Here is a 21877-nt window from a genome sequence, read left to right on the forward strand (position 1 = left end):
CTATTTTAGTTTTCCCAAGGCCTCCAGCCATGGTTTTAGGATTTTATCACTTTGTTGCTGGCTTTTAGCATCCAAGTGGGGGCGTAAATCCGTCAATGCTCTTATGATATGAAGTTTTTGTGGAAACTCCAAGTTCGAACCGTCACTGTTGCGATAGAAAAATTCATCCTTATTAAAGGAATTTTTATTTAAGGAATAATAAATATCCTGGGCGGCCCACAGATAGACCTCTAGGTTTGTCAACTTCCAGGCTTTTAACAAAGCGCGGACCGCATAGGCTTGATCTTCTAAGTTCAACCCTGGATTCAGGATGCTTTGTTTTTCAATGTCGTACTTTTCCTGGATCAAACCAGTACTGGAAGTAAACTTGTTCGTTAGGAAATTCGCTAGGCCCAAAGTTAGAAGTTTTAGATCTTCGCGGCCTTCCAAAAGAATGTCTAAAGGACGAAGGCCTCTTTTATCCACTTCCAGTAAAATTTCAGAGCGCGTGTTTTCAACTCCCTCAGTAGCTTCCAGGAACTCGGCGATCGCTAAAATTAAATGAGCAACGTCACGGCTTTTTACGACGTTACCTTTTCCAGTATCTAAAATATCCTGAATGGCAGCCATCACGGCTGTCTCATCACTGGTTGTGAATTTATCTGCACCCATGATTTTGTTTTCAAGTGTCACTAAAAACACGGGGGTATCTTCTTTAGTGATATTTTGTAAAAGCACGGCCGCTTCGCCCAGGTTCAAAGCAAAAAGCATATCCTTCGGGAATAACGGCCGATGAAGAGCATCGGATTCAATATCCTGAGTGATATCTTGCGCCTGAATGTTACCAAGAATTTTATCAAACTTTGTGTGCTTCCAATCCGCAGTTAAGCGCATCATGCGACTGATGCCGTACAGTTGATTTGCAAACGATGAAGCTGAAAAATTGCGGGTCACAGAAGCTTTGCCATCGCCGTGAAAGGCATCCTTTAACGGAACCTCATCAGGAATCGCGTAAGAACTTTGCATCAGAGCTAAGTCCATTATGTCTAAGTTTCGTTTTCCTTTTTTAACCGGCGTCAGAAGTGCAGGGATTAAGTAATTGGCGCCATCACGGTATCCACCGATGCTAACAAGCTTATTCACTTGTGTCAGTGCCCCTTGCAGACTTTCTGGATTCTTTTCATTGGCGTTTTCCATTAAAAGCGAATTTGCGACAAGGGAGCTTCCCACAGTCGTTGCTTTTAAAACCTTAAAATTCCCTTGTGGTTCTAGCGTAAAACCTTGTGAAGAGATTTTCACTGAAACTTGGTTTACTTCAAAACCACGGATCTTTCCATTCATGGAAGGTAGAACTTTCTTAGACCAAGCCATTAAAAGTCGTTTTAAATAATTAGGATAGTTATTGCGAACCGAAAGAACTTCTTTCCCTTTTTCCTGAAGACCTAAATTGATTTTTTCAATGAACAACTTCGGAAGTTCTTTTATGAAGTTAGTACCAAAAGTTTCAATCACGGAAATCACGTAGCCACGGGTTTTTTCATTCATTTCTGCTTGCAGTTTTTCTAGGCCGTATTTTTTAATCTTAGGCAGTACGAAAAGCTTTTTTGCGATGCCATCAAAGATGCCACCACCGCAACCCGATGTTCTTAAACATTCAAGTTCATCGTTATTTTGTCGTGATAGGAAATCGTAAAGCTCTTCATTGCCGTCTTTGATGTAGGTCGCTTTTTCTTCTGGAGTCAGAATTCTCCAAATGTCGACGATAACCGTCAATCCGCCTTGAGCATCGTGCATATTATCAAGCCCTGAAGCGATGAGCTTCCCTTGCGCAAGACTGCGGTTAAGTTCAGGATCTAGAGTGATTTGAAACTTCGCAATCACGGCTTCAATGATGGTCAGATTCTGCGACAACGTCACAGCTCTTTGCATTTTATGGATCAGGTTTTCAAACTCAACAAACAAGGGGTCGGTTTCAGCTTTAAGTTCTTCAGTGATACCTTCTTCAATAACAGATTCTAAACCCATTTCAGGAAGGGTATTTTGAACACGGTCGGTGAAGCTTCGCGCGAAAGCTAAAAGTTTTGGTAGATTTTCGGTTTTTGCCGGCCATGGAAACTGTGCGCCGATTCTTTCAAATTGCTCTTTGATAATTTTTTGGGATCTTGCGATTTCTAAATTTATTTCTTCTAAAGTCTTTTTAACTTCTGTTTGGGTCTGCGCTGCTGCAAGGTTAGCAAAGGGACTTTGCGAAAGTTCAACAAAGCTTGAAGAGCCTTCTGCTTCGTAAAAGCGCTCAATCCATTGTAAGCCCTTATTTTTCAAAGCTTCGTTTTCAGTGGTCTGTCCAAGATGGACAAGATGTTCTGCTGACTGAAAGAAGTCCGCAGTGGAAACTTGTGTTTGCCAGTTAAGATTTTTAACTTCTTGACCGTGGGTCTTTAAACCTTTTTGAAATAGATCCGTATCTGAAAGTCGCGGACCAAAACTGGTTTTGCCAGCAGGGAAAATGCGGTCCTCGGGCTTAGGCGCGCAGGCTCCTAGAAGACTTAATGAGACAACCAATGAAAAGGAATGAAGTAAAAGTGTTTTCATTAGAAGAACACCATCACATTCATTTCTTGCGCGAGTTGCCTTTCCACGTTTTGCCCCGAGATCACATCGCTGATCTCGACGGTTAGAATCATTGGGATCAGGGCTTTTTTCTTAAAGAACGAATTTACCGTGCTGTAAGAAGCTTCCGCTTTCACCTTATGCGCTTGCGTATTCGTATTTACCGCTAACAAATCATAACGGGAATTTTTTTGCCCGGTGTATTCATCGTGCGACTTTACCGCATACTCGTAGCCCGCACCAAAAGTCCATGCATCATTCAATTCAAAAAAGGTATTCTGTCCTAAGGAAACAGTATTCCCAATGTGTCTATTCACATCTTCTTTGGCAGAAGCGTCGGGCAGGGAGTCGTTTTCATCTTTCGGAACGCGCGCTGTAACTTTATCTGGGATGTTTACCAAGTAAGAAATAAATGGAACCGCAGTCAACTTGCCAAAAAATCTATGCGAGTAAGCAAAAAGATTATTAATGCTGGTTCTTCCGAAAATATTTAAAGCAGCCAAATCATCAGCATCATATTTGGGTCCGGTCGGAAGACTGAGTTGCGCCTGATAAATAGCAGCCTGGTTGCGGTTTTCATAAAGCTTATAAACGCTGGCTACTTGAATATCGCCGACAAAGGATTCGTGACGGTCTTCGATGGGCTTATAACCCTTTTGGTGCAAAGTTTGGTGGGTGGCCGTGGCAAGATTTGTGTTCAAAGCCTGGTCAAGTTCAGGGCTTAATCCCGAGAACTGTTGGCGGTAAAATTCGATATTAGAAAACTGTTGGTCGATGGAAATTTTGTTATCGTAGGTGATTAGAGGAATACCCAGACCCACGGTCCATTTCTTAGTAAGCCCGCGGGCGAAGACCGGGGCAAAGTACTTTATCACAGGCTCGGTTTTAACTCTTAGAACTCCCAGGTTGAATTCGTCGCCAAGTTGGGAAGCGCCAAAGCTGTTTAAAGCATCTACAAGTTTTTTAGCCTCAGGATTGAACTTCACTAGTTCCCGGGCGTTAAAAATGACGGATTTATAATCTCCAAGATTCATCAAAGTGCCGTCTTCGGTATATTTTTCTCCGACCTTATCGATGTAGCCAAAGCGGAATGAGGGGCTGCTAATACCTTCTGGAAGAACATTGGTCGACGTCAGGCCCTGGGCGCAGAATGGGCCTAATAACGCGCAAAATGTTAGCAGAGCCACCAATGATCTCACGTAAGAACCCTTTCAGTTCAGATACAGCGAAGGACGTGGATTTTCAGTGACCTTGTTAGCCAGTTTTATGCCAAAAGAAAGAACCTAAAATGGAGGTAAGGTAAGGGGGATTTTGGGTGACGAAGAAGCTTCAACACTAGTCACTGTATACAGACTGGATTCTTCTGAATGCAATGTAGCTTGGTAAGTTAATAAAAGACTCACTGCTATTGTTAAAGCTTGAATTAATTTTTCCATGTACCCAAGGTAAAAATTGTTGAAGAAATTCTCCACCCAATTTTTTTATTTTCCGGACTGTCTTCGAGTTTCTTACCAACTCTACACGCTCACATTTTCGTGAACTAATCCTTTGTCGCTTTGGTGCCTTGGTCAATAGATTGGCGTAGAAGCGATTTTACGTGATCTTTCCTATCATTCGCTCCCACCATTGCTTTTAATTGATTATGAAGACTTGGATCGTTGATAAGCGCACCTAGACTTCCTTGACCTTTATCGATCTTGGTAAGAATCGAATCTAGTTTGTTCAGGGAGCTTGCGAACTTATCGCCCGTTGCACTTTCATTTAACTGAGTCGCAAGCTTCTGCGCTTCTTTACTTGCCAAGGTCAAACTTGTGCTCGCAGTTTCAAGATTTCCCATCAGTCTTCCCATACGATTGTTTTCATTCATCGCGTGGGTCATTTTGTAAAGCTCATTGATTATATCAAAGATGCGGTTGGTTTCATTTCCTCTTTCAGAAATAATTCCTAGAACGTCGGTGGCTTTAGCGATTTGCAAAACTTCACCTTCTTTAACAACTTCAGCACGTGGATCACCTGGGATAATGAATACGAACTTATCACCCAAGGCCCCTTGGGTACGAATTTCCACTTGTGAACCTTGACGGATACGTGGGATGTAGTCAGCGTCCACTTTCATTTTCACATCTAGCGCATTAACTTCCGGAAGAAAAGTGATCGCTTCAACGTTACCAACAGTCACGCCCGATAAAGAAACAACGCTACCTACTGACAAACCCTGAACTTGATCAAAGTGTGCGTGCAGTCTTACGTAAGAAGTAAATAGTGCGCGGTCTGCACCCAGGAAAAACAACGAAGCCATAATTAGGACAGCGCCCACGGCTAAAAAGATTCCAACTTTTAGCTGGGTGCTAGTGTGTGATTCCATTAAGCACTTTCTCCATTTATGAACAGGCTCATTGGGCCTTCAGGTTCCGATTTTAATTTATCAATTGTGTATTGTTCGCCGATGCGACCGTTTTGCAAAAGAGCGACCTTATCGCACACGGCGTACACAGTGGGCATATCGTGGGTTACGAGGATTGACGTAACACCTTTGGCTTTTAGCGAAAGAATAGATTCTTGAATGCGTTTGGTATTGTAAGGATCTAAACCCGCGGTGGGTTCGTCATATAAAACAACTTCAGGATGCATCATCATCGCACGAGCCAGGCCCACACGCTTTTGCATGCCGCCAGAAAGATTTCCTGGATAAAGATGTTCAGATTCAGGCAAACCAAATTCCGCAAGCTGTTCGCGGATCTTTAAAGCTATTTCTTTTTCTGAATAGTGAAAGTGTTCACGCAAAGGGTAAGCGAGGTTTTCATAAACCGTCATTGAGTCAAACAGTGCGCCACCTTGAAAAGCGTAGGCTACTTTCTTACGGATATTGATGAGTTCATTTTCGTTCATCGGCGCAATATCTTCGCCATCAATAAGAATACTGCCTGAATCTGGTTTTTCTAAACCAACAAGACTGCGCAGTAAGACGCTCTTTCCTGTTCCAGAGCCGCCAATCAATCCCAAGCATTCACCTTTACGTACGTAAAAGTTGACACCTTGATGAACTTTTTTGCCGCCAAAGGATTTATGGAAGTTAACGACTTCAATCACACCGCTGCGCTTTTCGCTCATATCATCTTCTCCACGATCCAGAAAAGTTTTGATAAGAAGAAATCCCCCACAAGAATCATGATGGAAGCGACGACAACGGCTTTGGTAGTAGCGATACCGACTTCTTTAGTTCCATTTTGTACGGTCAAACCAAAGTAACAAGCGGGGATCGCGATAAATAAAGCAAAGAAGAAGGTTTTACCGAATCCAGAAAGATAGTCGACGATGTTTGAAGTGGACATGACTTTCAAAAGATAGAAGTTGGGATCAAGATTTAATTCTGTGGCGCCAATAATCAAACCACCTGCGTTACCTACGATGTTTGCAACAGTGGCAAGGATCGGTAAGGTGATCAAACACGCAAGGACTCTTGGAATCACGATTTTTTTAATCGGTGAAGTTCCCAAGGCACGAATTGCATCGATTTGTTGTGTTACGACCATACTGCCAATTTCACTGGCGATACCGGCGCCCACACGGGCTGCTAGCATAAGGCTAGTGAACATCGGACCCATTTCACGTAAGATCGTGACCGCCACAAGTTTAGGAACATAAAGTTTACCACCGAATTTTTCTAGACCCATACCAAACTGCAGGGACATCACCATGCCGGTGCTCATCGCGGTGATCACAACAAGTGGTAACGAGCGCAGACCAATGTGATAGATCTGCTCAATTAAAAGCTTCCAGTAAAATTTCCCTTTTACGATTTCGCGAACAACGTCTTTAAATAGCAGACCCGTTCCGCCTAGGAAGCGGATGATCTCTAAAATAAAAACTGTGAACGGCAACGCAAATTGGTTCATTAAGGCGCCTTAAAATTGTTTTTAAATTCTTCAAACGCGGCTGCCTCGGCTGAAAAAGATTTCGCTAATCCGCCATAGGTCAAAGTGTAGTTGCAGCCATTTTTTTGAAATACGATCAAAGCTAGTTCAACGGGAACGCCGTCAAGTTTTCCACTGGCGCGGGATTGTCTAGCAGCGCGTTCGTTGTAGTTTACTTCTTCAGAAGAAAGCGTTTTGCTTTCGTTCAGTGCCGCGAAGGCGTCGTTTTCTAGATCTTTAAGTGTTGGTTCTGATTTGCCACCGCATTCGGAAAAATAGGAAATGGTATTGCCAGTGTTTGCACTGATCCATGACTTATCAGCGTCGGCACTTGCGATTTCTTTAAAAGCTCCCGCAGGTTGTTTGTATTCAACGTCTTTTGCCGACGTGACTTTACCGCCGGGAAGTTGAACCGTTACACAGCCGCTAAGCAAAAGACCCAAGATGAATATAACTAAGTAGTGGTTTCTCATAACGCCTATCTATCGGAAACTCTTCATGGAAAATTCAGTGTGCGCAAGTGAATCACGGCCTAAGTCGGTGTCATCAGATTGTCAGGCCTGACAGAAATCCAATGAACTTTTTTGCCCATCTTGAACTAATTTGCCAATAGACCTTGGAATGCCTGGCACCGTATGTGCAACAGCACAAAGAAGATAGAAGAAGGGGTTCAAGGAGTGAACACTTTGCAAAGAATCATAATGGCAGGATGCCTGATCATTGGTCTAGTTACTGCGGCTCATGCTGCAAACAAGGTCAATGGCTCAATCAATTTTCAAGGTGACACTGTTCACTTAGAGTTTACCGGTCAACAAAACTGGGATTATGACGTTAAACGCCTTGAGGTGAAAGGCCAAACCGTTGTTGAGATGGCTGTTCCGGCCTTAGATGACTCTACTATTCAGGCATTGTCTGCATTTAAAAGTGAGTTCGTTACAGGTATCGTCGTAGATCGCCAAGGTCCAGACGGTAAATCTGTGGTGAAGTTCACCTTAGCTGGCGAAAATATTGATACCTTTGATTATCTAACGGACCAACCTTCGCGTTTGATCATGGATTTTTATCTAAATCCAAATGCAAAAAAAGAAGTTCCAGCGGTAGCAAAAAAATCTGAACCAGCAGCAGTCGCTGATAAAGCTAAGTCCACAGATACAGTTGCAAAAGTTAAAACAAACAAAAAAAGAAATCCAGCTACGGCGGATGTCTTGGCTCTCTCCAACCAAGGCATCGCCGTAGCAGCGAACGACGAGGCTCCGATAAAAGCCGGGATCTTTGATGGTGGTGATCCAGAATACGATCGTTTTGCAATCAAGGATTATCAGATTAAAGAAGATGCGATCATTCGCGCGAAAGATAACTACTATATTCCGTTTCCGATGTTGCAAACTCCGGTCAGCTTTTGGGAAAAGCTGAAAGTCACGCCGACGATTTATCAAATCACGCCGAAAGCGACAGAAGAAAACAAACAAGCTCGTTTGCTACTTACATTATTTGAAAAACAAAGATATGCGGTTTACTTAAAAACCCAAGCTTGGTTTAAAGAGAAATATCCAAATTCTGAATACAACGAAATGATTGATTTCATGACGGCCGATGTTCATTTGTCTTTGTGGCAAAATGAAAATCGCGGCGGCAGTTATGACGAAGCGATGCAAAGGTATAAAGATGCTATCGCCAAATATCCGCAATCGCCATTAGCTGAAAGAACATCGCTTAAGACAGGTTTCTTGTCTTTAGAAAAAGGCGATGCCATCAATGCACTTCGTTTATTTAACGATCACATTGAAAATAAAAATTTTGGCGCAAAGAATTCTTTGTCTAAAGATTTAGCTCGCGTGGGTACAGGTCTAGCATTCATGAAAATAAATAAGTGGAATGATGCTGCTGCCCAGTTTGCTGAGGTCGAAAAGAACACGCAAAACCGTGACTTGAAAGTGGAAGCCGCTTTCCGTCAGGGTGACATCTGGGCTCGGGCTAAGAACTATGATAAAGCAGTTGCTGAATACCAAGCAGCTTTAAAGAAATATCCAGAAGGTCAGAACTTTTATCCAAATGCATTCTATAACCAGGCCGAATCTTTGTTCTGGATGAAGAAATATCCTGAAAGTTTGGATGTTTATCGCACTTATATCAAAAAATTCCCAAGCGATGATCATGCTGCGTTTGCGATGACTCGTATGGGGGAGCTTCTTGATATATTCGGAGCTGATAAGTCCCGCGTAATGGGTGCGTACCTTGAAACATTCTTCCGTTATGGTGAATCTCCAAGTGCGGTTGTGGCTCGTTTGCGTCTACTAAGTGCGCGTATGAAAGGGATGAAACCAAAGGAAGTGAATCACGCGGTTGGCGAGATTATGTCTTTAGCTAAAAAGATTGATCTACCTAACATCGAACAATTCTCAACGGTGATGGTGGGCGATGGCTATACCAGCCGTGGTGAATTCCCGAAGTCCATTGATTTACTTTCTAAATATTATAAAGAACATCCAACTTCAGTGGATGTGCCACTTATGACCAATCGTATTGTGGCGAACATCAATGAAAAATTAAGCAGTGAAGTTGCACAGGGTAATTTTATTGCGGCTTTAAAAACCCATAGCAAGTTTGCTGACAACTGGTTGAAAAACTCAAAACGTCTAGACACGAAATACAATGTCGGTCGCGCTTTTGAAATGGGTGGGGCTCCGGTTGAAGCAGAAAAATACTATAAAGATGTTTTAAATCGTATTTACGCTATTCGCGGAACCCAAGAAGCTAAAGAGATTAAGGCTAAAGAAAATCTTCCATCAGAAGATGAGTTAAACCTGCGTCTGTCCGCGGTTTTCACGAACGAACAAAAGTACAATCAGGCTTATGAGTTTCTAAAGAACATCAAAAACCCAGAAACGTTAACTGAAGAAGCGCAAATTGAAAGAGTGAACATCGCCGTTCGTCTTCTTGAAAAGCGTGGTGATAATGAATCAGCTATTCGGTACTTGGGTGAACTTTTGCGCACATGGAAAGGTCAGCCAGAGTTAGTGGCAGAGCCTTATTTAAAATTAGCCGAACTGCAAATGAAACAAAACCGCAGTGCTGATGCTCTTCAAGCTTTGGGTATGATCGATAAGTTACAAAGTGATTCAGATAAAGTTTCACCAGTCGTTCACGCAAAGGCGCTTGAAATGACAGGCGATATTCAGCTTGAAAAAGGCCAACCATCAGAGGCCATCGCTTCCTATGAAAAGCTTTTAGAAAAATACGAAGACAAACGTCCATTGTCTTCCATACGTTACAAACTTGGTCAGATTCACTTTAACAAAGGTGAAATTCAAAAAGCCGCAACTGTTTGGAACGAATTTAAAGGTGAAAAAAGTGAGTTCTGGAAAAACTTGGCCCAGGAGCAATTGAAAAACTCTGAATGGCGCGATGGTTATAAGAAATATATCAAAAGAATTCCAGCCATGTCTGAGAACGAGCAAGGTAAGTAGGAGATTTAATGTCGTACTTTGATTTTGATGCTTTACAAATTGAAGACAGAAAAATGCATGAAGTGAAGCAGTTGAGTCTTCAACTAGCAGCGACTCAGGCAAGTCTTTTAATTGTTGGTGAGGCGGGCGTAGGTAAAACTAGTTTGGCTCGTTATGTTTACGGCAAAAGTCGTTCACCGCGTTTGTACTGTCTTGATTGCAAAAATCCTGCGGGATTTGATTTTGGCAGAATCGACGGTGGAACTTTACTTATTGAAGATTTGGATTGCGCTTCAACCGCTTTGCAGAACGAATTGATGAGACTTGTTGAAAGAACAGATGGCACGCGTCCTCGTTTTATTTCAACTTCTCGCCGTGATGTCCGTGCGATGGTGAAGCAAGAACTTTTCCGTCAAGATCTGTTTTACAAGTTGGCAGTAGTTCACTTAGAAATTCCTCGTTTGGAAGACCGTGTTTCTGATTTCCCAGTGATTGTGAACTTTATTTTGGAAGTTGCGCAAATCATGCACGGTAAGACAGGTCTTCGTTTAAGCCCTGAAGCCTATGCTCGTTTAAACTCTTGGAGCTGGGCTGGCAACATCCGTGAACTTGAAAACGTGCTAGAAAGAGCCGTGGTTCTTGCAAAATCTTCAATGATTCAGCCCTCTGATATTCAATTTGAGGTGGCAGTTGAAGATTTAGAGCTGGATTTTGCTCCAGGCATGTCCCTTTCTGAGGTCGAAAAGCGTCTTATTTTACAGACCCTGGAGTTGACGGCACAAAACCGCACCCGGGCTGCTCAGATGCTAGGGATCAGCATTCGAACATTAAGAAATAAATTAAACGAATACAAAGAAGAAGGTGTTTTATGAGTAACTTGTTCGATAAAACAACCAACGCGCTAGCAAGTTCAATTGCGATGCGCCAGATCCGTAACAACGTAATTTCATCAAATATCGCCAACGCAGAAACGCCTGGCTATCACGCCAAGAAAATGGATTTTGAAGGAGCTTTACAAAGAGCTTTGGACCTGGATGGTCAAAGTGCCCTTAGCACGAGCGATTCAAAACACTTCGGTATCGGTGGCGTGAGTGTTACTAAAACTCGCCCCGATATTTACGACGATCCAGAAGGTGCAGTGAACAACGATGGCAACACTGTCGATCTTGAAAAAGAAATGTCGGCACTCTCTGAAAACGCCATCATGTATAAAACAGCTCTGCAATTGATTAATAAAAAAATGGCAGCGTTAAAATACGCAGCTACTGACGGTGGCCGGTAGGCCCTGAAGAGCCTTGTGTCGGCAGGCGCGTAGGCTGAAGCAGCTTTTTGTTTTAATAATGGAGGCCAAGGATGGCTGATTTTTTAACCGGGATGAGAATTAGCAGCAGCGGTATGGCGGCGCAAAGAATGCGCATGAATACCATTGCTAGTAATATTGCCAACATCAATACAACCCAGACTCCTGAAGGCGGCCCGTACCGTCGTAAAGACGTGGTTTTTGAGGCCATGCCTGACGCCAAGAACTTTGGCGAGATTATTACACAAGGCGATCCAGCTAGCGGCTTTCAACGCGTCCAGGTGACTGACGTACTGTCTGATCGTAAAGCGCCGTTGCTTAAGTATGAGCCGGATCATCCAGATGCAAATCCAGATGGTTATGTAGCCTACCCAAATATCAACCTTATGGAAGAGATGACCAATATGATACAGGCATCGCGTTCTTATGAGGCGAATGTAACTGCGGTACAGGCGTCAAAAGATATGGCTCTATCGGCCCTAGAGATAGGTAGGTAGCGGTTTTCGTCGAGGAGTATTTTTCCTAGACTGAGTCAGTTTTTTAAGACTTTTTGGATTTGTTTGGCTACAATTTTTATATAGCGAGGAGAAGTGAAGCCATGGAAGGTTTTACTGTATCAAATGCGAATAGGTTTCTTGACACTGGACTCGTAAGAGATTCCAAGTCGTTAACGATCGAGAACCCTTCATCATCAAGTTCAACATCAGGTACTGGCAAAAGCTTCGCTGACACTTTGAAAGATGCTGTTAGCAACGTGAATGAAATGCAAAAGTCTTCAGACAAGGCTATGCAAAATCTCGCGACTGGAAAAACAGATAACGTCGCTGACGTCATGATCGCAGCTGAAAAAGCTGACATCGCCTTAAAGGTGATGGTGCAAGTACGTAACAAGATTATTGATGCGTACCAAGAAGTCATGAAAATGCAGGTTTAGGCCGGCAGGCCGCAGTGCCGAAGCGCTTTGCGCGTAGGCTGGAGCAGTATTTAAAAGTTTTGAATTTGGTTTTTAGGTCGGAGGGGTTTCTTGAATAAAATTTTTGGTGGATTGGTCATCCAGTTTCGTGAGTTCTTTAAGAATCTGGGGCCAACTAAGAGGCTTTCAGTCATCACGGTATCAGTTATCGCGCTTGTGGCTGTGGCTACCATGGTTTTCATGGCGTCAGGCAAAGACTATGTACCTTTATTCACAAACATTCCGACGGAACAAGTTTCATCAATCGTTGCTAAGTTGAATGAAAAAAACATTCCTTTCACTTTGCGTGACGACGGTAAAACGGTAGCGATTCCTAAAGAGCTTTTGCATTCAACGCAAATGACTTTGATGGCGGAAATCGGTTCACCTAAAATGGGCTCAATCGGTTTAGAGATCTTCGATAAGCAAGATTTCGGCATGAACTCTTACGCACAAAAAATCAATTATCAAAGAGCCCTTCAAGGTGAGTTGATGAGAGCCATCAACACTTTGACAGCGGTAAAACAATCTAAAGTTATCCTAGCGCTTCCAAACAAAAAGACTTTCCTTGAAGAAGGTGCGGCAGCAACAGCTTCCGTTGTCGTTGAACTTCATCAAGGCAAAGAACTTGGTGCTGACCAGGTTCGCGGTATCCGTTATCTAGTTGCTAACGCGGTTGAAGGCTTAGATGCGGATAAAGTCACAGTTCTTGATGAACGTGGTAAAGTATTAACTCGCCAAGAAAACGGTATGACCGGTGGTTCTAACGAGCTTTTAGATTTAAAAGCAAAAATCGAAGGTGACCTAGAAAACCGTATCGAAGACATTCTTTCTAAAACTGTGGGTCACGCAAAAGTTGTAGCAAAAGTAGATGCTACTTTAAATCACAGAATCATTTCTTCTGTGGAAGAATCAGTAGATCCAGATAAAACAGCGATCCGTTCACAACAATCTGAAGAGGAATCTTTGGATGGTTCCCGCACAAGCCCTGCTGGTGTCCCGGGTGCCCGTGCGAACTTGCCCGGCGCTGAAGACGCGGGCCAAGTGGGTTTCCGTCAAGACGTTAAAAAAGAAATCAAAACGACAAACTATGAAGTTCCAAAAACGGTTCGTAACATCCGCGAAGCTGCAGGTAACCTAGAGCGCGTGAGTGTGGCAGTCATGGTTGACGGTATGATGGTGACGACGACGAAAGAAGACGGCACTACTGAAACTAAATATCAACCTCGTTCAGCAGAAGATCTTAAAAAGTACGAAGATCTAATCAAGAACGCGATTGGCTTTAATGCCGCTCGTGGTGACAGTGTTAAAATTGAAAACCTTCAGTTCCAACCTGAAGACTTTTCTGAGGCTGAAAAGATCTTAACTACGCTTGAGCGTAAGAAACTTATCCATGCGTTGTTCAAGTGGGCGCTGCTTGGATTCAGCTTGGCCTTGTTCTTCTTCATCGTAGTTCGTCCATTCATGCAATGGATTACCGACAGCTTCCAAGATTCAGTGGAGGAAATGTTGCCACGTACAATCGAAGAACTGGAAGAACTGCAATCTGTTGATAACACGCTTCCAGGTATGTCGACAGCACTTCCTGTCCTTCAGGAATCTATTGATCCAGAGAAGGCTGAAAGTGAATTGTTGAAAGACCGTATTATGGCAAACATGGGCCGTGACGAAGAAAAAGCTGCAAATGCCTTTGGTATGTGGCTTGTTAGAAAGGATGGCTAATGAAAATCTATAAAACAGAAAATATCGAATACGAAAATCTAAAAGGATTCGATAAAGCTGCCATCCTAATCAATTACCTGGGTAAAGACGCGGTGAAGGTTTTGCTTCGCCGTATGGATGACGCTGATATTCGTAAGCTGATCAATCAAATGACGAAGCTTCGCGTAGTGCCTGTTCACGTTACAAAACGTGTGCTTGAAGAGTTCTATGAAATGATCTCTGAAACAGAAGATTATATCTTCTCTGAAACTATTTCCCATAAAGACACCATCGTTGATGCTTTGGGTGAAGAAAGAGCCCGCGGTATCCTGGGTGGTTTGAATATCAGTACAGGTGGTTCACGTTCACTTGAATCTTTAGAGATGGTGGATGCTAAATCCCTTGCGACCTTCCTAGTGAATGAACATCCACAAACTGTTGCCGTAATTCTTGCGCACTTAGAGCCAGAGAAAAAGGGCGAGGTTCTAAAACGTCTTCCTGAAGCACTTCAAGCCGAAGTGGTTCTGCGTATGGCAAACTTAGAGCACGTGGATCCTGAATTGATCGCTGAAATCGATAAAGTATTAAAAAATCAATTGTCCAATACTGCAACTGTTGAACAAGCTGCCTTGGGTGGTGTTCAACCGGTGGCAGAAATGCTCAACGTTATGGACAAAAACACTGAGACTGCAATCATGTCTCGCCTTGAAGAAAAAGATCCCTTATTGGCTGAAGAGATCCGCAAGCTTATGTTCGTTTTCGACGATATCGTCAAAATCGACGACCGCGGTATTCAAGCTCTTCTCAAAGAGGTACCAAACGAAAAACTTCTATTGGCACTAAAAACTGCCAGCGAAGAGATTCGTTCGAAGATTCTCAAAAACATCTCTGCCCGTGCGGCCGAGATGTTACGCGAGGATTTGAACAATATGGGACCATCGCGTTTGTCAGACGTAGAAGGCGCGCAACAAGAAATCGTCAACGTTGCCCGTCGTCTGGAAGCAGAAGGAAAAATCTTAATCGCAAGAGGCGGATCAGAAGATGCCATGGTCTAATTCTCCCGCAACAGCTAGGACTTCCCGTGCGGTATTGCCTAAGGAAGTCGCTGAAAAAACGGTTCTGGAGTTCGTACCAGTCAAGTTTGACTTGGGAACTCCAGAGCAGGCCCTTAATTATTTAGCGGAAAAAAGCAAGGGTTCTGATTTCCGTATGAATAACGCTGTCCGCGTACAAACGGGCATCGATGAAGTGGAAAAAGTATCTGAAGAAGAAAAAATCGAAGAAGCTGCTTTAGAGAAGCTTAAAGAAATCCAGGAAGGCGCTTATGAAGAAGCGTACCGCCTGGGTTTGGAAGAAGGCCGTAAACAGGCGTTCGATCAAGTTTCTGCTGATATCAATGAAAAGATGACGGCATTAGATACTTTGTTAAATGGTTTAAAAGATCTGAAGTCTGAACTTGCGACTTTCAATGAAGCTCATTTAATTAAACTGAGCTATCAAATGGCTTCGCGCCTTGCAAAAATGGAATTGCAAAACAATACCGATGCCATGGTTCAGATTCTGCGCGATGCAGTTAGCTTAGCCAGTGACGAAGAAAACGTGACTGTGCAAGTTTCGCCAAATCAATTTGAATTCCTTGAAGAACTTAAAAAAGAAACGTCCCGCGAGTTTGAATTCATTAAAAAGCTCCGCTTTGAACCAAGTGAAACTGTGGTTGATGGTGGTTGTATCGTTGAAACAAACTACGGTGAAGTCGACGCCCGCATCGAACAACGAGTGGAGCAGCTTTGGTCCATTCTTTCCGACAATCTTCCTAAAGTGAAAGATAAGGTTGCCAGTTAATGCATTCTTTGGAACTTGATCTTGAAAAATACATGGATGTTATTGATTCTGCCCATTTGACCCGCGATAGCGGCAAAGTAACAGAAGTAAATGGCATGTTGATCAAAGGTTATCTTCCGGGTGCCAGTGTTGGCAGTATCGTCACGATTAATCCAAGTGGAACTGATAAGTCTTTCTTAGCCGAAGTTGTTGGCTTTAAAGATAAGCACGTCTTGATGATGGCACTAAACGACATGAGAGGCGTGGCTTTGGGATCTAAGATCACCATGTCCCGCCAAATCGCCACAGTCCGTGCGGGCGATGAACTTTTAGGTCGCGTGGTGGATGGCTTAGGCCGTCCTTTAGATTCTAAAGGTGAAGTAGAAAATTTTAGAGAAGTTCCCTTATACAGCGAAGTTCGTAATCCTTTAGAAAGACGTCCTATCCGTGAACCTATTGACCTTGGTATTCGCGCTATTAATGGCGCATTAACCTCTGGCCTGGGCCAACGTGTCGCTATTATGGCGGGTTCGGGTGTGGGTAAGTCTGTGCTTTTAGGGATGATGGCTAGAAATACCAACGCCGATGTTAATGTCATCGCCATGATCGGTGAACGTGGTCGTGAAGTTCGTGAGTTTATCGAACACGATTTGGGCCCTGAAGGCATGGCAAGATCCGTTGTGGTTTGTGTGACCAGTGATCAAAGCCCGCTATTACGTATGCGTGGTGCTTACGTGGCAACAGCCTTGGCAGAGTATTTCTGCGCGCAAGGTAAGAATGTTTTATTGATGATGGATTCAGTCACTCGTTTTGCGATGGCTCAACGTGAAATCGGTCTTAGCACTGGTGAACCGCCATCTCAAAAAGGTTATACGCCGAGTGTTTTTGCGACTTTACCAAAGCTTTTAGAGCGTGCCGGGTCTTTTGAAGGCGAAGGCAGTATCACTGGTTTTTATACGACCCTGGTTGAAGGGGATGACATGAACGATCCTATCGGGGATTCCGTTCGTTCTATCGTGGATGGTCACATCGTACTAAGCCGTGCTTTAGCGCAAAAGGGTCATTTCCCTGCGATTGATATCATGCAAAGTGCAAGTCGTGTGATGAGAGCCGTTTCATCATCTGAACACACGAAGCTTGCGCAAAAATTAAGAGAAACTTTAGCTGTCTACAAAGACGCCGAGGATTTGATCAACATCGGGGCCTATAAGCCAGGATCAAATCCAAAAATTGATAAAGCGGTGAAGGTCATTGACCAGGTGAACGAGTTCTTAAAACAAAGAGTCGAAGATCCATCGAACTTCACGCAAACCGTCCGTCAGATGCAGCAGATTTTAATGAACGCCTGATGGCCGACAGGCCGCAGAGCGTAACTAAAGCAGCCCGGGAGACTAATTATGAAATTCCAATTCCCCCTGCAAAAGGTGTTAGAGCATCGCAAGATCAAAGAGAATCTAGCGCAAAAAGACTTTCAAGAAGCTATGACCCTGATGAATCAAGAAACTGATAAGCTTGATCAGATGGAGCAGCAAAAAACCAATGCTCACGAGCAGGCTGGATTGTTATCCCAACAAGGCGGGGCCCAAGGTCCAGCTCTAAGCCAAATCCATGAATTCCTAAAGGGCCAGGAAATCCGCATCCACAGGCAAAAGCAAAAAATTCAAGAAATCGAAAAATTGGTCGAGGCTAAAAGAGAGATTTTGCGACAAGCGGCTCAGGAATATAAAATCATGGATAAGATGCGCGAAAATAAGTTTCAAGAGTACCGTCTTGAAAGACTCGCGCAGGACCAAAAAGACATGGATGAACAAAGCATCCTGCGCTTTAAATCTGTGAAGGAATAGAATGAAAAGCGGATACGATCAATTCTTCCAAAATGCTCGCAAAGTTGCTGATCAAAATGGCGGCCCTGTGAAATTTCAAAAGAAACCAGCAAGCCCAAGATTGCAATTGGATCTAGCATCAGAAGACGTTGAACAACAACTTCGCCGTCGTATGCGCATGACTCAGGCAAAAAAGAAAAAACGCACGACAATTCCTTGGAAACTTGTGGGTGTTTCATTCATGGGTTTGATTGTTGCTATCTGGGGATTTCAAAACTACGAACAAGTTGAAAACATTGTTAAGCGTGTAGAAATTCAGATGACAGGCGAAGCGATCGCTCAACCAGAAGCTGAAAAACCAGCAGTGGCAGCTCCTGCTGAAGCCACTCCAAAAGAAGAATCAGCAGCTCTTAGCAGTGTTGAAATTGATCACCTGCAAAAATTGAATGATCGCAAAAAAGAATTGGATGCGAGAGAAGAAGAGCTGAATCGCGTCGAGACAGAATTACAAACGCAAAGAGTAGAACTAGAAAAGCGTCTTAAAGAACTGGAAGAAATGCGCAGCAAAATTTCCGGCATGCTTGAAGACCGCGTGAAGGTTGACGACGAAAAAGTCGATACCTTGGTACAGATGTATTCGAATATGAAGGCACCCCAAGCGGCTAAAGTCTTTGAGACGATGGACGAGGATTTGGCAGTTGAAATACTTGGACGTATGAAAAAGAAGAATGCTGCTGATATTATGAATTTACTAAAACCGGAAAAAGCTCAGATCTTGTCTGAGATGTTTGCGGGTTATAAAAGAAGACCTGCCAGCAAATAGCTTGCAGGTTTAAAAAAACTTTTTTCTAGGAAGGAGGAAGGTTTTGTTAACAAATATAGTCGGCCCTCCCATAGTGGGTGCGACGACGGATTTGAAATCCCTGAGCGAAAAAGCGCAGGAAAAAGGTTTCAAAGGTTCCGGCTCCGATTCTGCCTTCGGTAAAGCTCTCGAAGAAAAGATATCTTCAAAAGCTCTTCCGAAAGACACAAAAGAATCAGCGCAAAAAGAGATGAGGCAAAAAGAAAATGAACGGCCTCAACCTGATGCGAAGAAGACGGAAAAAGAAGTCGTCAAACCAGACGGGAAAGTAGCCAAGAAGGCGACGGTTCGACAGCAGGCAATTCAAGAGTTCATGGACTCCTTCGAGAGTGAATTCAATATCTCCCCCACACGACTTGTGGAGGCGATGGCCCAGCTGGACAATAACCAACTTGTACAATCCCCTGAAATCACAGCCCAAGCTGTGATTGATCAATTGGATTTGCCTGACGCAGAAGCAGACAAAGCTGCGGCGATGTATGCTGCTTTGCTAGCGCAGTTAAATCAATTGCCTCAACAGCCTAAGCAACCAGAAATGGTCGCTGGAGCTGGTGTTATGTCCAAACAGAACATGGATCTGCGCATGGCTGCTGCCCAAGGCAAGCAGGATTCTATGGGTGCGTCGGTGGATCGTCTGAATAAAAATTTCTGGATGACCAACCAACCTAAAGAAATGCCAGGTGCCGCACCCTCATTGGAAGGCAAGCTTTTACAAAACATTTCTATCGATGAAGATTCTATGTTGTCAGAGGAAATGATTCCTCAGCAGGACGGCATGGAGTTAACAGGAATGGAAACTCCTGAAGCACCGCAGGCTCCTAAAGCACCGGCTCCGCAAGGACCGAAACTTGAAGAGTTGCCACCGCATTTGCAAGGTCAAATGAAGTCGGCAATGCCTCCGGCACTTCTTGCTGCCTTGGCTGCGAAAAAAGCGGCTGAAGCGGCTGCAAGCGCAGAAGGTAAAGGAAGTGACGAAGCTGCATTGATGAATGAATTTCAGCAAGCAGCCCAAGCGCCGAAACTTGATAAGGCTGCGCCACTAAATGCGCAAGCTGCGCAAGTGAATGGCAAGGCCGCTCAGGAATTCTTCCAGCAAAACCAATCCCAAGGCCAATCTTGGATGCAGCAAAATACCAAAGAATTTGCGCAACAAGGTTTAAGCAAAGGTGAAGCGGCAACGAAGCTGACTGAAAAGGCAGCGGACTTTAAGCAAAGCCTTACAGGCTTAGAGGGGCTTCATGGGGCGCCAATCAAGGGCGAAACTTTAGGAATGCAGAATGCAACGCCAATGGCGGCAGCTGCGGCTCCTCAAGCGCCAGTGAATCAAGCCGAACATGATGCAGCAGTGAAGCAACTGATGAATCAAGCGCAATACCTGATTAAAAAAGGTGGCGGCGAGATGAAGGTTGAAATGACTCCCGAGGGGATGGGAAAAATCCACCTGAAAGTCATGCTTCAAGACGGAAAAGTAAATCTAGAAATGGCGGCTGATACCAAAGAAGCCAAGAAGGCCATCGAGTCTAGTCTAGCTGAACTGAAAACCAGTCTTGCTGCTCAGAAGCTCTCAATGGAAAATGTAAAGGTGGATGTGGTTAACTCGACATCTGCGGATACTGCTACGCAAAACCAACCTAATATGAACGGAAGAGATCAGCATCAGCAAACTCGCCAGTTCTGGAATCAGTTCAATGAGAACTTCGGTTCACAAGGACGTCGCGAAGGCTATTCTGAGGTTCCGAACCTAAAAGGTTATGGTGCAAAACAACGTGATCCTCTTCAACCTGTTGAAGTCGCAAGCACATCAGCTCGCGTTCGCGGTGTAGAAGGTAAAGGATCGGGTTTAAATTTAGTAGCATAGCGGCGGAGCCGGCAGAGCCGGAGCGCTGGGCGCGTAGGCTGAAGCAGCTTAAAACATAAAGGAGAACGCATGACAGTCGTAGGTACAAAATTAGGAGTAAACGCCTTCGGAAAAACGCAAGCAAAAGCGGAAAACCCAGGTGCGTCTAATATCAGTGCCCATGACAAAGATAAATTGGGTGGAGAAGACGTTGGTGCGGTCTTAAATAAAATCGCCGATGCCAATTGGACGGATCCATCTAAGAAAGCGCGTGTTGCTGGTAATCCGAATTTGGATAAAGATGCGTTCTTTAAATTGATGCTGACACAAATGAAGAATCAAGATCCAACGAACCCAATGAAGAGTCATGAGATGGCAGCACAGCTTGCCAACTTCTCTTCACTAGAGCAAATGCAGAACATGAACAGAACATTGGAAGGAATGAAAGAAGGTCAAAAGCCGACTGAAAATTTCCAAGCTCTGAACTTGATCGGAAAAGCAGTTGCGGGTGATTCTTCGAAAGTTGTGCGCGGACCAAATGATAAAGAACACGATTTCAAATTCAGCTTACCGATGGACGCTGCAGAAGTGTCTGTGAAAGTTCGCGATCCAGAGGGAAATATCGTTCGCACTTACAATCTTCGCGGTTTGAAACAAGGTGAAAACAAACTTACTTGGAACGGTGAAGACGAAAGAGCAATGAAATCTCCAGCAGGAGAATATTCATTCATCGCAGAAGGAAAAACTGCGGATGGTAAAAAGATCGGTATCAAATCTGACTTCGACGGTGTGATCACAGGCGTAAGTTATTCAAGTGAAGGACCGGTTCTTCACGTAGGAAACCAAGCGATTCGTTTCTCTGACGTGAAAAAGATTACGGACCCTCGTCTTATGAGTAACGACCAGAAAATAAATGATGTTACAAACCTAGACTTGAAGAAAGATGATGCTAAAGGACAAACTATGAAAGAGGCAAGTGTTGAAGCACAAAAGACTTCTACTAACTCTGCTCCTATAGCAAAATCGAATATCATGGAATCAGTCGGATTAGACAGAGGCATGATGGAGAAGCTGGCTAAGGAGACAGCGAGGTAATGGTCGATTTAAAGAAGATTCAGACATTTGATCAACTCGTTCCACAGACGCCAGGCAAGGTTAAACAACCAAACCTGAACGACGGTGGACCTTCCTTCAAGGATACCTTGAGCGACATCGCAGGCGTAAAGCCCCAAGGTGTTGGACAAGTAAATCCCCAAGCTCTTAACAAGGCTGTGGAAGGAGTGAAGTTCTCGAACCACGCGATTGAGCGTATGAGAACCCGGGGAATAAGTTATTCTCCAGAGGATATCTCAAAGCTGTCAGACGCGATCTCGAGAGCGGCGGCGAAAGGTTCCAAGGATTCATTAGTGTTAATGAATGACTCGGCACTGATCGTTAGCGTGAAGAACAACACAGTTGTGACTGTGATGGACAAGAATGCATTGAAAGAAAATGTATTCACGAACATCGACTCAACAGTGGTTATCTAGCCGGCGGACGCCGAGGAGGCCATAGAGCGGAGCTCGAAGGCTGGACTTGTTCCGATAGCTAGAAAATTAGTTAGCAGAGTGGAAGGGCTTAGTTAACTAACGA

20 protein-coding genes are annotated in these 21877 nt (G+C 43.9%); 14 read left to right on the forward strand and 6 right to left on the reverse strand.

All coding sequences use genetic code 11. From position 1 onward, the window contains the following. From MNR06_RS14200 to MNR06_RS14225, 6 genes are all read right to left on the reverse strand, one after another. Window positions 1–2571, reverse strand: a complete 2571-nt coding sequence (locus MNR06_RS14200; RefSeq protein ID WP_243537023.1) for a hypothetical protein — start codon at window positions 2569–2571, stop codon at window positions 1–3. Then, complete coding sequence (locus tag MNR06_RS14205) at window positions 2571–3776, reverse strand: hypothetical protein (RefSeq protein WP_243537024.1); 1206 nt, start codon at window positions 3774–3776, stop codon at window positions 2571–2573. The genes MNR06_RS14200 and MNR06_RS14205 overlap by 1 nt, the downstream gene beginning before the upstream one ends. Window positions 3777–4129: 353 nt before the next feature. Then, window positions 4130–4954: an MlaD family protein gene (locus MNR06_RS14210; protein WP_243537025.1), complete on the reverse strand. Its 825-nt coding sequence runs from the start codon at window positions 4952–4954 to the stop codon at window positions 4130–4132. Next, entirely contained in the window at window positions 4954–5700 is a 747-nt protein-coding gene (locus MNR06_RS14215; RefSeq protein WP_243537026.1) for an ABC transporter ATP-binding protein, read from the reverse strand. The genes MNR06_RS14210 and MNR06_RS14215 overlap by 1 nt, the downstream gene beginning before the upstream one ends. Then, window positions 5697–6485 carry an MlaE family ABC transporter permease gene (locus tag MNR06_RS14220; protein ID WP_243537027.1) on the reverse strand — a complete coding sequence of 263 codons (789 nt, stop codon included), beginning with the start codon at window positions 6483–6485 and terminating at the stop codon, window positions 5697–5699. Before MNR06_RS14220 ends, MNR06_RS14215 begins: the two co-directional genes overlap by 4 nt. Continuing rightward, a complete protein-coding gene (locus MNR06_RS14225; RefSeq protein WP_243537028.1) occupies window positions 6485–6976 on the reverse strand; it encodes a hypothetical protein in 492 nt (163 codons plus the stop codon). The genes MNR06_RS14220 and MNR06_RS14225 overlap by 1 nt, the downstream gene beginning before the upstream one ends. Window positions 6977–7180: 204 nt before the next feature. Here MNR06_RS14225 and MNR06_RS14230 point away from each other — a divergent pair, with 204 nt between their 5' ends. The 14 genes from MNR06_RS14230 (at window position 7181) to MNR06_RS14295 (ending at window position 21774) form a co-directional block, all read left to right on the forward strand. After that, window positions 7181–9970 carry a tetratricopeptide repeat protein gene (locus MNR06_RS14230; RefSeq protein WP_243537029.1) on the forward strand — a complete coding sequence of 930 codons (2790 nt, stop codon included), beginning with the start codon at window positions 7181–7183 and terminating at the stop codon, window positions 9968–9970. A gap of 8 nt (window positions 9971–9978) precedes the next feature. After that, window positions 9979–10821: an AAA-type ATPase lid domain-containing protein gene (locus MNR06_RS14235; protein WP_243537030.1), complete on the forward strand. Its 843-nt coding sequence runs from the start codon at window positions 9979–9981 to the stop codon at window positions 10819–10821. After that, window positions 10818–11231 (forward strand): flagellar basal body rod protein FlgB, encoded by a 414-nt coding sequence (gene flgB, locus MNR06_RS14240; RefSeq protein WP_243537031.1) that lies wholly within the window; start codon window positions 10818–10820, stop codon window positions 11229–11231. The genes MNR06_RS14235 and flgB overlap by 4 nt, the downstream gene beginning before the upstream one ends. A 71-nt stretch (window positions 11232–11302) precedes the next feature. Next, on the forward strand, window positions 11303–11746 hold the full coding sequence (gene flgC, locus MNR06_RS14245) for a flagellar basal body rod protein FlgC (RefSeq protein WP_243537032.1): 444 nt from the start codon (window positions 11303–11305) through the stop codon (window positions 11744–11746). Between the two features lie 101 nt (window positions 11747–11847). After that, complete coding sequence (fliE, locus tag MNR06_RS14250; RefSeq protein ID WP_243537033.1) at window positions 11848–12183, forward strand: flagellar hook-basal body complex protein FliE; 336 nt, start codon at window positions 11848–11850, stop codon at window positions 12181–12183. 90 nt (window positions 12184–12273) lie between these two features. Next, window positions 12274–13923 carry a flagellar basal-body MS-ring/collar protein FliF gene (fliF, locus tag MNR06_RS14255; protein ID WP_243537034.1) on the forward strand — a complete coding sequence of 550 codons (1650 nt, stop codon included), beginning with the start codon at window positions 12274–12276 and terminating at the stop codon, window positions 13921–13923. Then, window positions 13923–14957: a flagellar motor switch protein FliG gene (gene fliG / locus MNR06_RS14260; protein WP_243537035.1), complete on the forward strand. Its 1035-nt coding sequence runs from the start codon at window positions 13923–13925 to the stop codon at window positions 14955–14957. Before fliF ends, fliG begins: the two co-directional genes overlap by 1 nt. Beyond that, window positions 14944–15744, forward strand: a complete 801-nt coding sequence (locus MNR06_RS14265; protein ID WP_243537036.1) for a FliH/SctL family protein — start codon at window positions 14944–14946, stop codon at window positions 15742–15744. The genes fliG and MNR06_RS14265 overlap by 14 nt, the downstream gene beginning before the upstream one ends. Continuing rightward, on the forward strand, window positions 15744–17072 hold the full coding sequence (locus MNR06_RS14270; RefSeq protein WP_243537037.1) for a FliI/YscN family ATPase: 1329 nt from the start codon (window positions 15744–15746) through the stop codon (window positions 17070–17072). The genes MNR06_RS14265 and MNR06_RS14270 overlap by 1 nt, the downstream gene beginning before the upstream one ends. A gap of 48 nt (window positions 17073–17120) precedes the next feature. Then, window positions 17121–17567, forward strand: coding sequence for a flagellar export protein FliJ (gene fliJ, locus MNR06_RS14275; protein WP_243537038.1), 447 nt, complete (start codon window positions 17121–17123; stop codon window positions 17565–17567). 1 nt (window position 17568) lies between these two features. Then, complete coding sequence (locus tag MNR06_RS14280) at window positions 17569–18369, forward strand: magnesium transporter MgtE N-terminal domain-containing protein (protein WP_243537039.1); 801 nt, start codon at window positions 17569–17571, stop codon at window positions 18367–18369. A 43-nt stretch (window positions 18370–18412) separates the two neighbouring features. Then, window positions 18413–20266, forward strand: coding sequence for a flagellar hook-length control protein FliK (locus MNR06_RS14285; protein ID WP_243537040.1), 1854 nt, complete (start codon window positions 18413–18415; stop codon window positions 20264–20266). A 69-nt stretch (window positions 20267–20335) separates the two neighbouring features. After that, window positions 20336–21340 carry a flagellar hook assembly protein FlgD gene (locus tag MNR06_RS14290; protein ID WP_243537041.1) on the forward strand — a complete coding sequence of 335 codons (1005 nt, stop codon included), beginning with the start codon at window positions 20336–20338 and terminating at the stop codon, window positions 21338–21340. After that, the gene (locus MNR06_RS14295; protein WP_243537042.1) at window positions 21340–21774 is read left to right on the forward strand and encodes a TIGR02530 family flagellar biosynthesis protein; all 435 of its coding nucleotides are present in this window, start codon (window positions 21340–21342) and stop codon (window positions 21772–21774) included. The genes MNR06_RS14290 and MNR06_RS14295 overlap by 1 nt, the downstream gene beginning before the upstream one ends. Window positions 21775–21877: the final 103 nt, after the last annotated feature.

It is taken from the genome of Bdellovibrio reynosensis (genome assembly GCF_022814725.1).
GTDB lineage: Bacteria > Bdellovibrionota > Bdellovibrionia > Bdellovibrionales > Bdellovibrionaceae > Bdellovibrio > Bdellovibrio reynosensis.

What these genes read in the sequence shown, in the direction of transcription:
- MNR06_RS14200 (WP_243537023.1), bottom strand. Translation starts at nt 2,571, where the DNA reads ATGAAAACACTTTTACTTCATTCCTTTTCATTGGTTGTCTCATTAAGT.
- MNR06_RS14215 (WP_243537026.1), bottom strand. Translation starts at nt 5,700, where the DNA reads ATGAGCGAAAAGCGCAGCGGTGTGATTGAAGTCGTTAACTTCCATAAA.
- MNR06_RS14270 (WP_243537037.1), top strand. Translation starts at nt 15,744, where the DNA reads ATGCATTCTTTGGAACTTGATCTTGAAAAATACATGGATGTTATTGAT.
- flgB (WP_243537031.1), top strand. Translation starts at nt 10,818, where the DNA reads ATGAGTAACTTGTTCGATAAAACAACCAACGCGCTAGCAAGTTCAATT.
- flgC (WP_243537032.1), top strand. Translation starts at nt 11,303, where the DNA reads ATGGCTGATTTTTTAACCGGGATGAGAATTAGCAGCAGCGGTATGGCG.
- MNR06_RS14295 (WP_243537042.1), top strand. Translation starts at nt 21,340, where the DNA reads ATGGTCGATTTAAAGAAGATTCAGACATTTGATCAACTCGTTCCACAG.
- MNR06_RS14220 (WP_243537027.1), bottom strand. Translation starts at nt 6,485, where the DNA reads ATGAACCAATTTGCGTTGCCGTTCACAGTTTTTATTTTAGAGATCATC.
- MNR06_RS14265 (WP_243537036.1), top strand. Translation starts at nt 14,944, where the DNA reads ATGCCATGGTCTAATTCTCCCGCAACAGCTAGGACTTCCCGTGCGGTA.
- MNR06_RS14290 (WP_243537041.1), top strand. Translation starts at nt 20,336, where the DNA reads ATGACAGTCGTAGGTACAAAATTAGGAGTAAACGCCTTCGGAAAAACG.
- fliJ (WP_243537038.1), top strand. Translation starts at nt 17,121, where the DNA reads ATGAAATTCCAATTCCCCCTGCAAAAGGTGTTAGAGCATCGCAAGATC.
- MNR06_RS14210 (WP_243537025.1), bottom strand. Translation starts at nt 4,954, where the DNA reads ATGGAATCACACACTAGCACCCAGCTAAAAGTTGGAATCTTTTTAGCC.
- fliE (WP_243537033.1), top strand. Translation starts at nt 11,848, where the DNA reads ATGGAAGGTTTTACTGTATCAAATGCGAATAGGTTTCTTGACACTGGA.
- fliG (WP_243537035.1), top strand. Translation starts at nt 13,923, where the DNA reads ATGAAAATCTATAAAACAGAAAATATCGAATACGAAAATCTAAAAGGA.
- MNR06_RS14280 (WP_243537039.1), top strand. Translation starts at nt 17,569, where the DNA reads ATGAAAAGCGGATACGATCAATTCTTCCAAAATGCTCGCAAAGTTGCT.
- MNR06_RS14225 (WP_243537028.1), bottom strand. Translation starts at nt 6,976, where the DNA reads ATGAGAAACCACTACTTAGTTATATTCATCTTGGGTCTTTTGCTTAGC.
- MNR06_RS14235 (WP_243537030.1), top strand. Translation starts at nt 9,979, where the DNA reads ATGTCGTACTTTGATTTTGATGCTTTACAAATTGAAGACAGAAAAATG.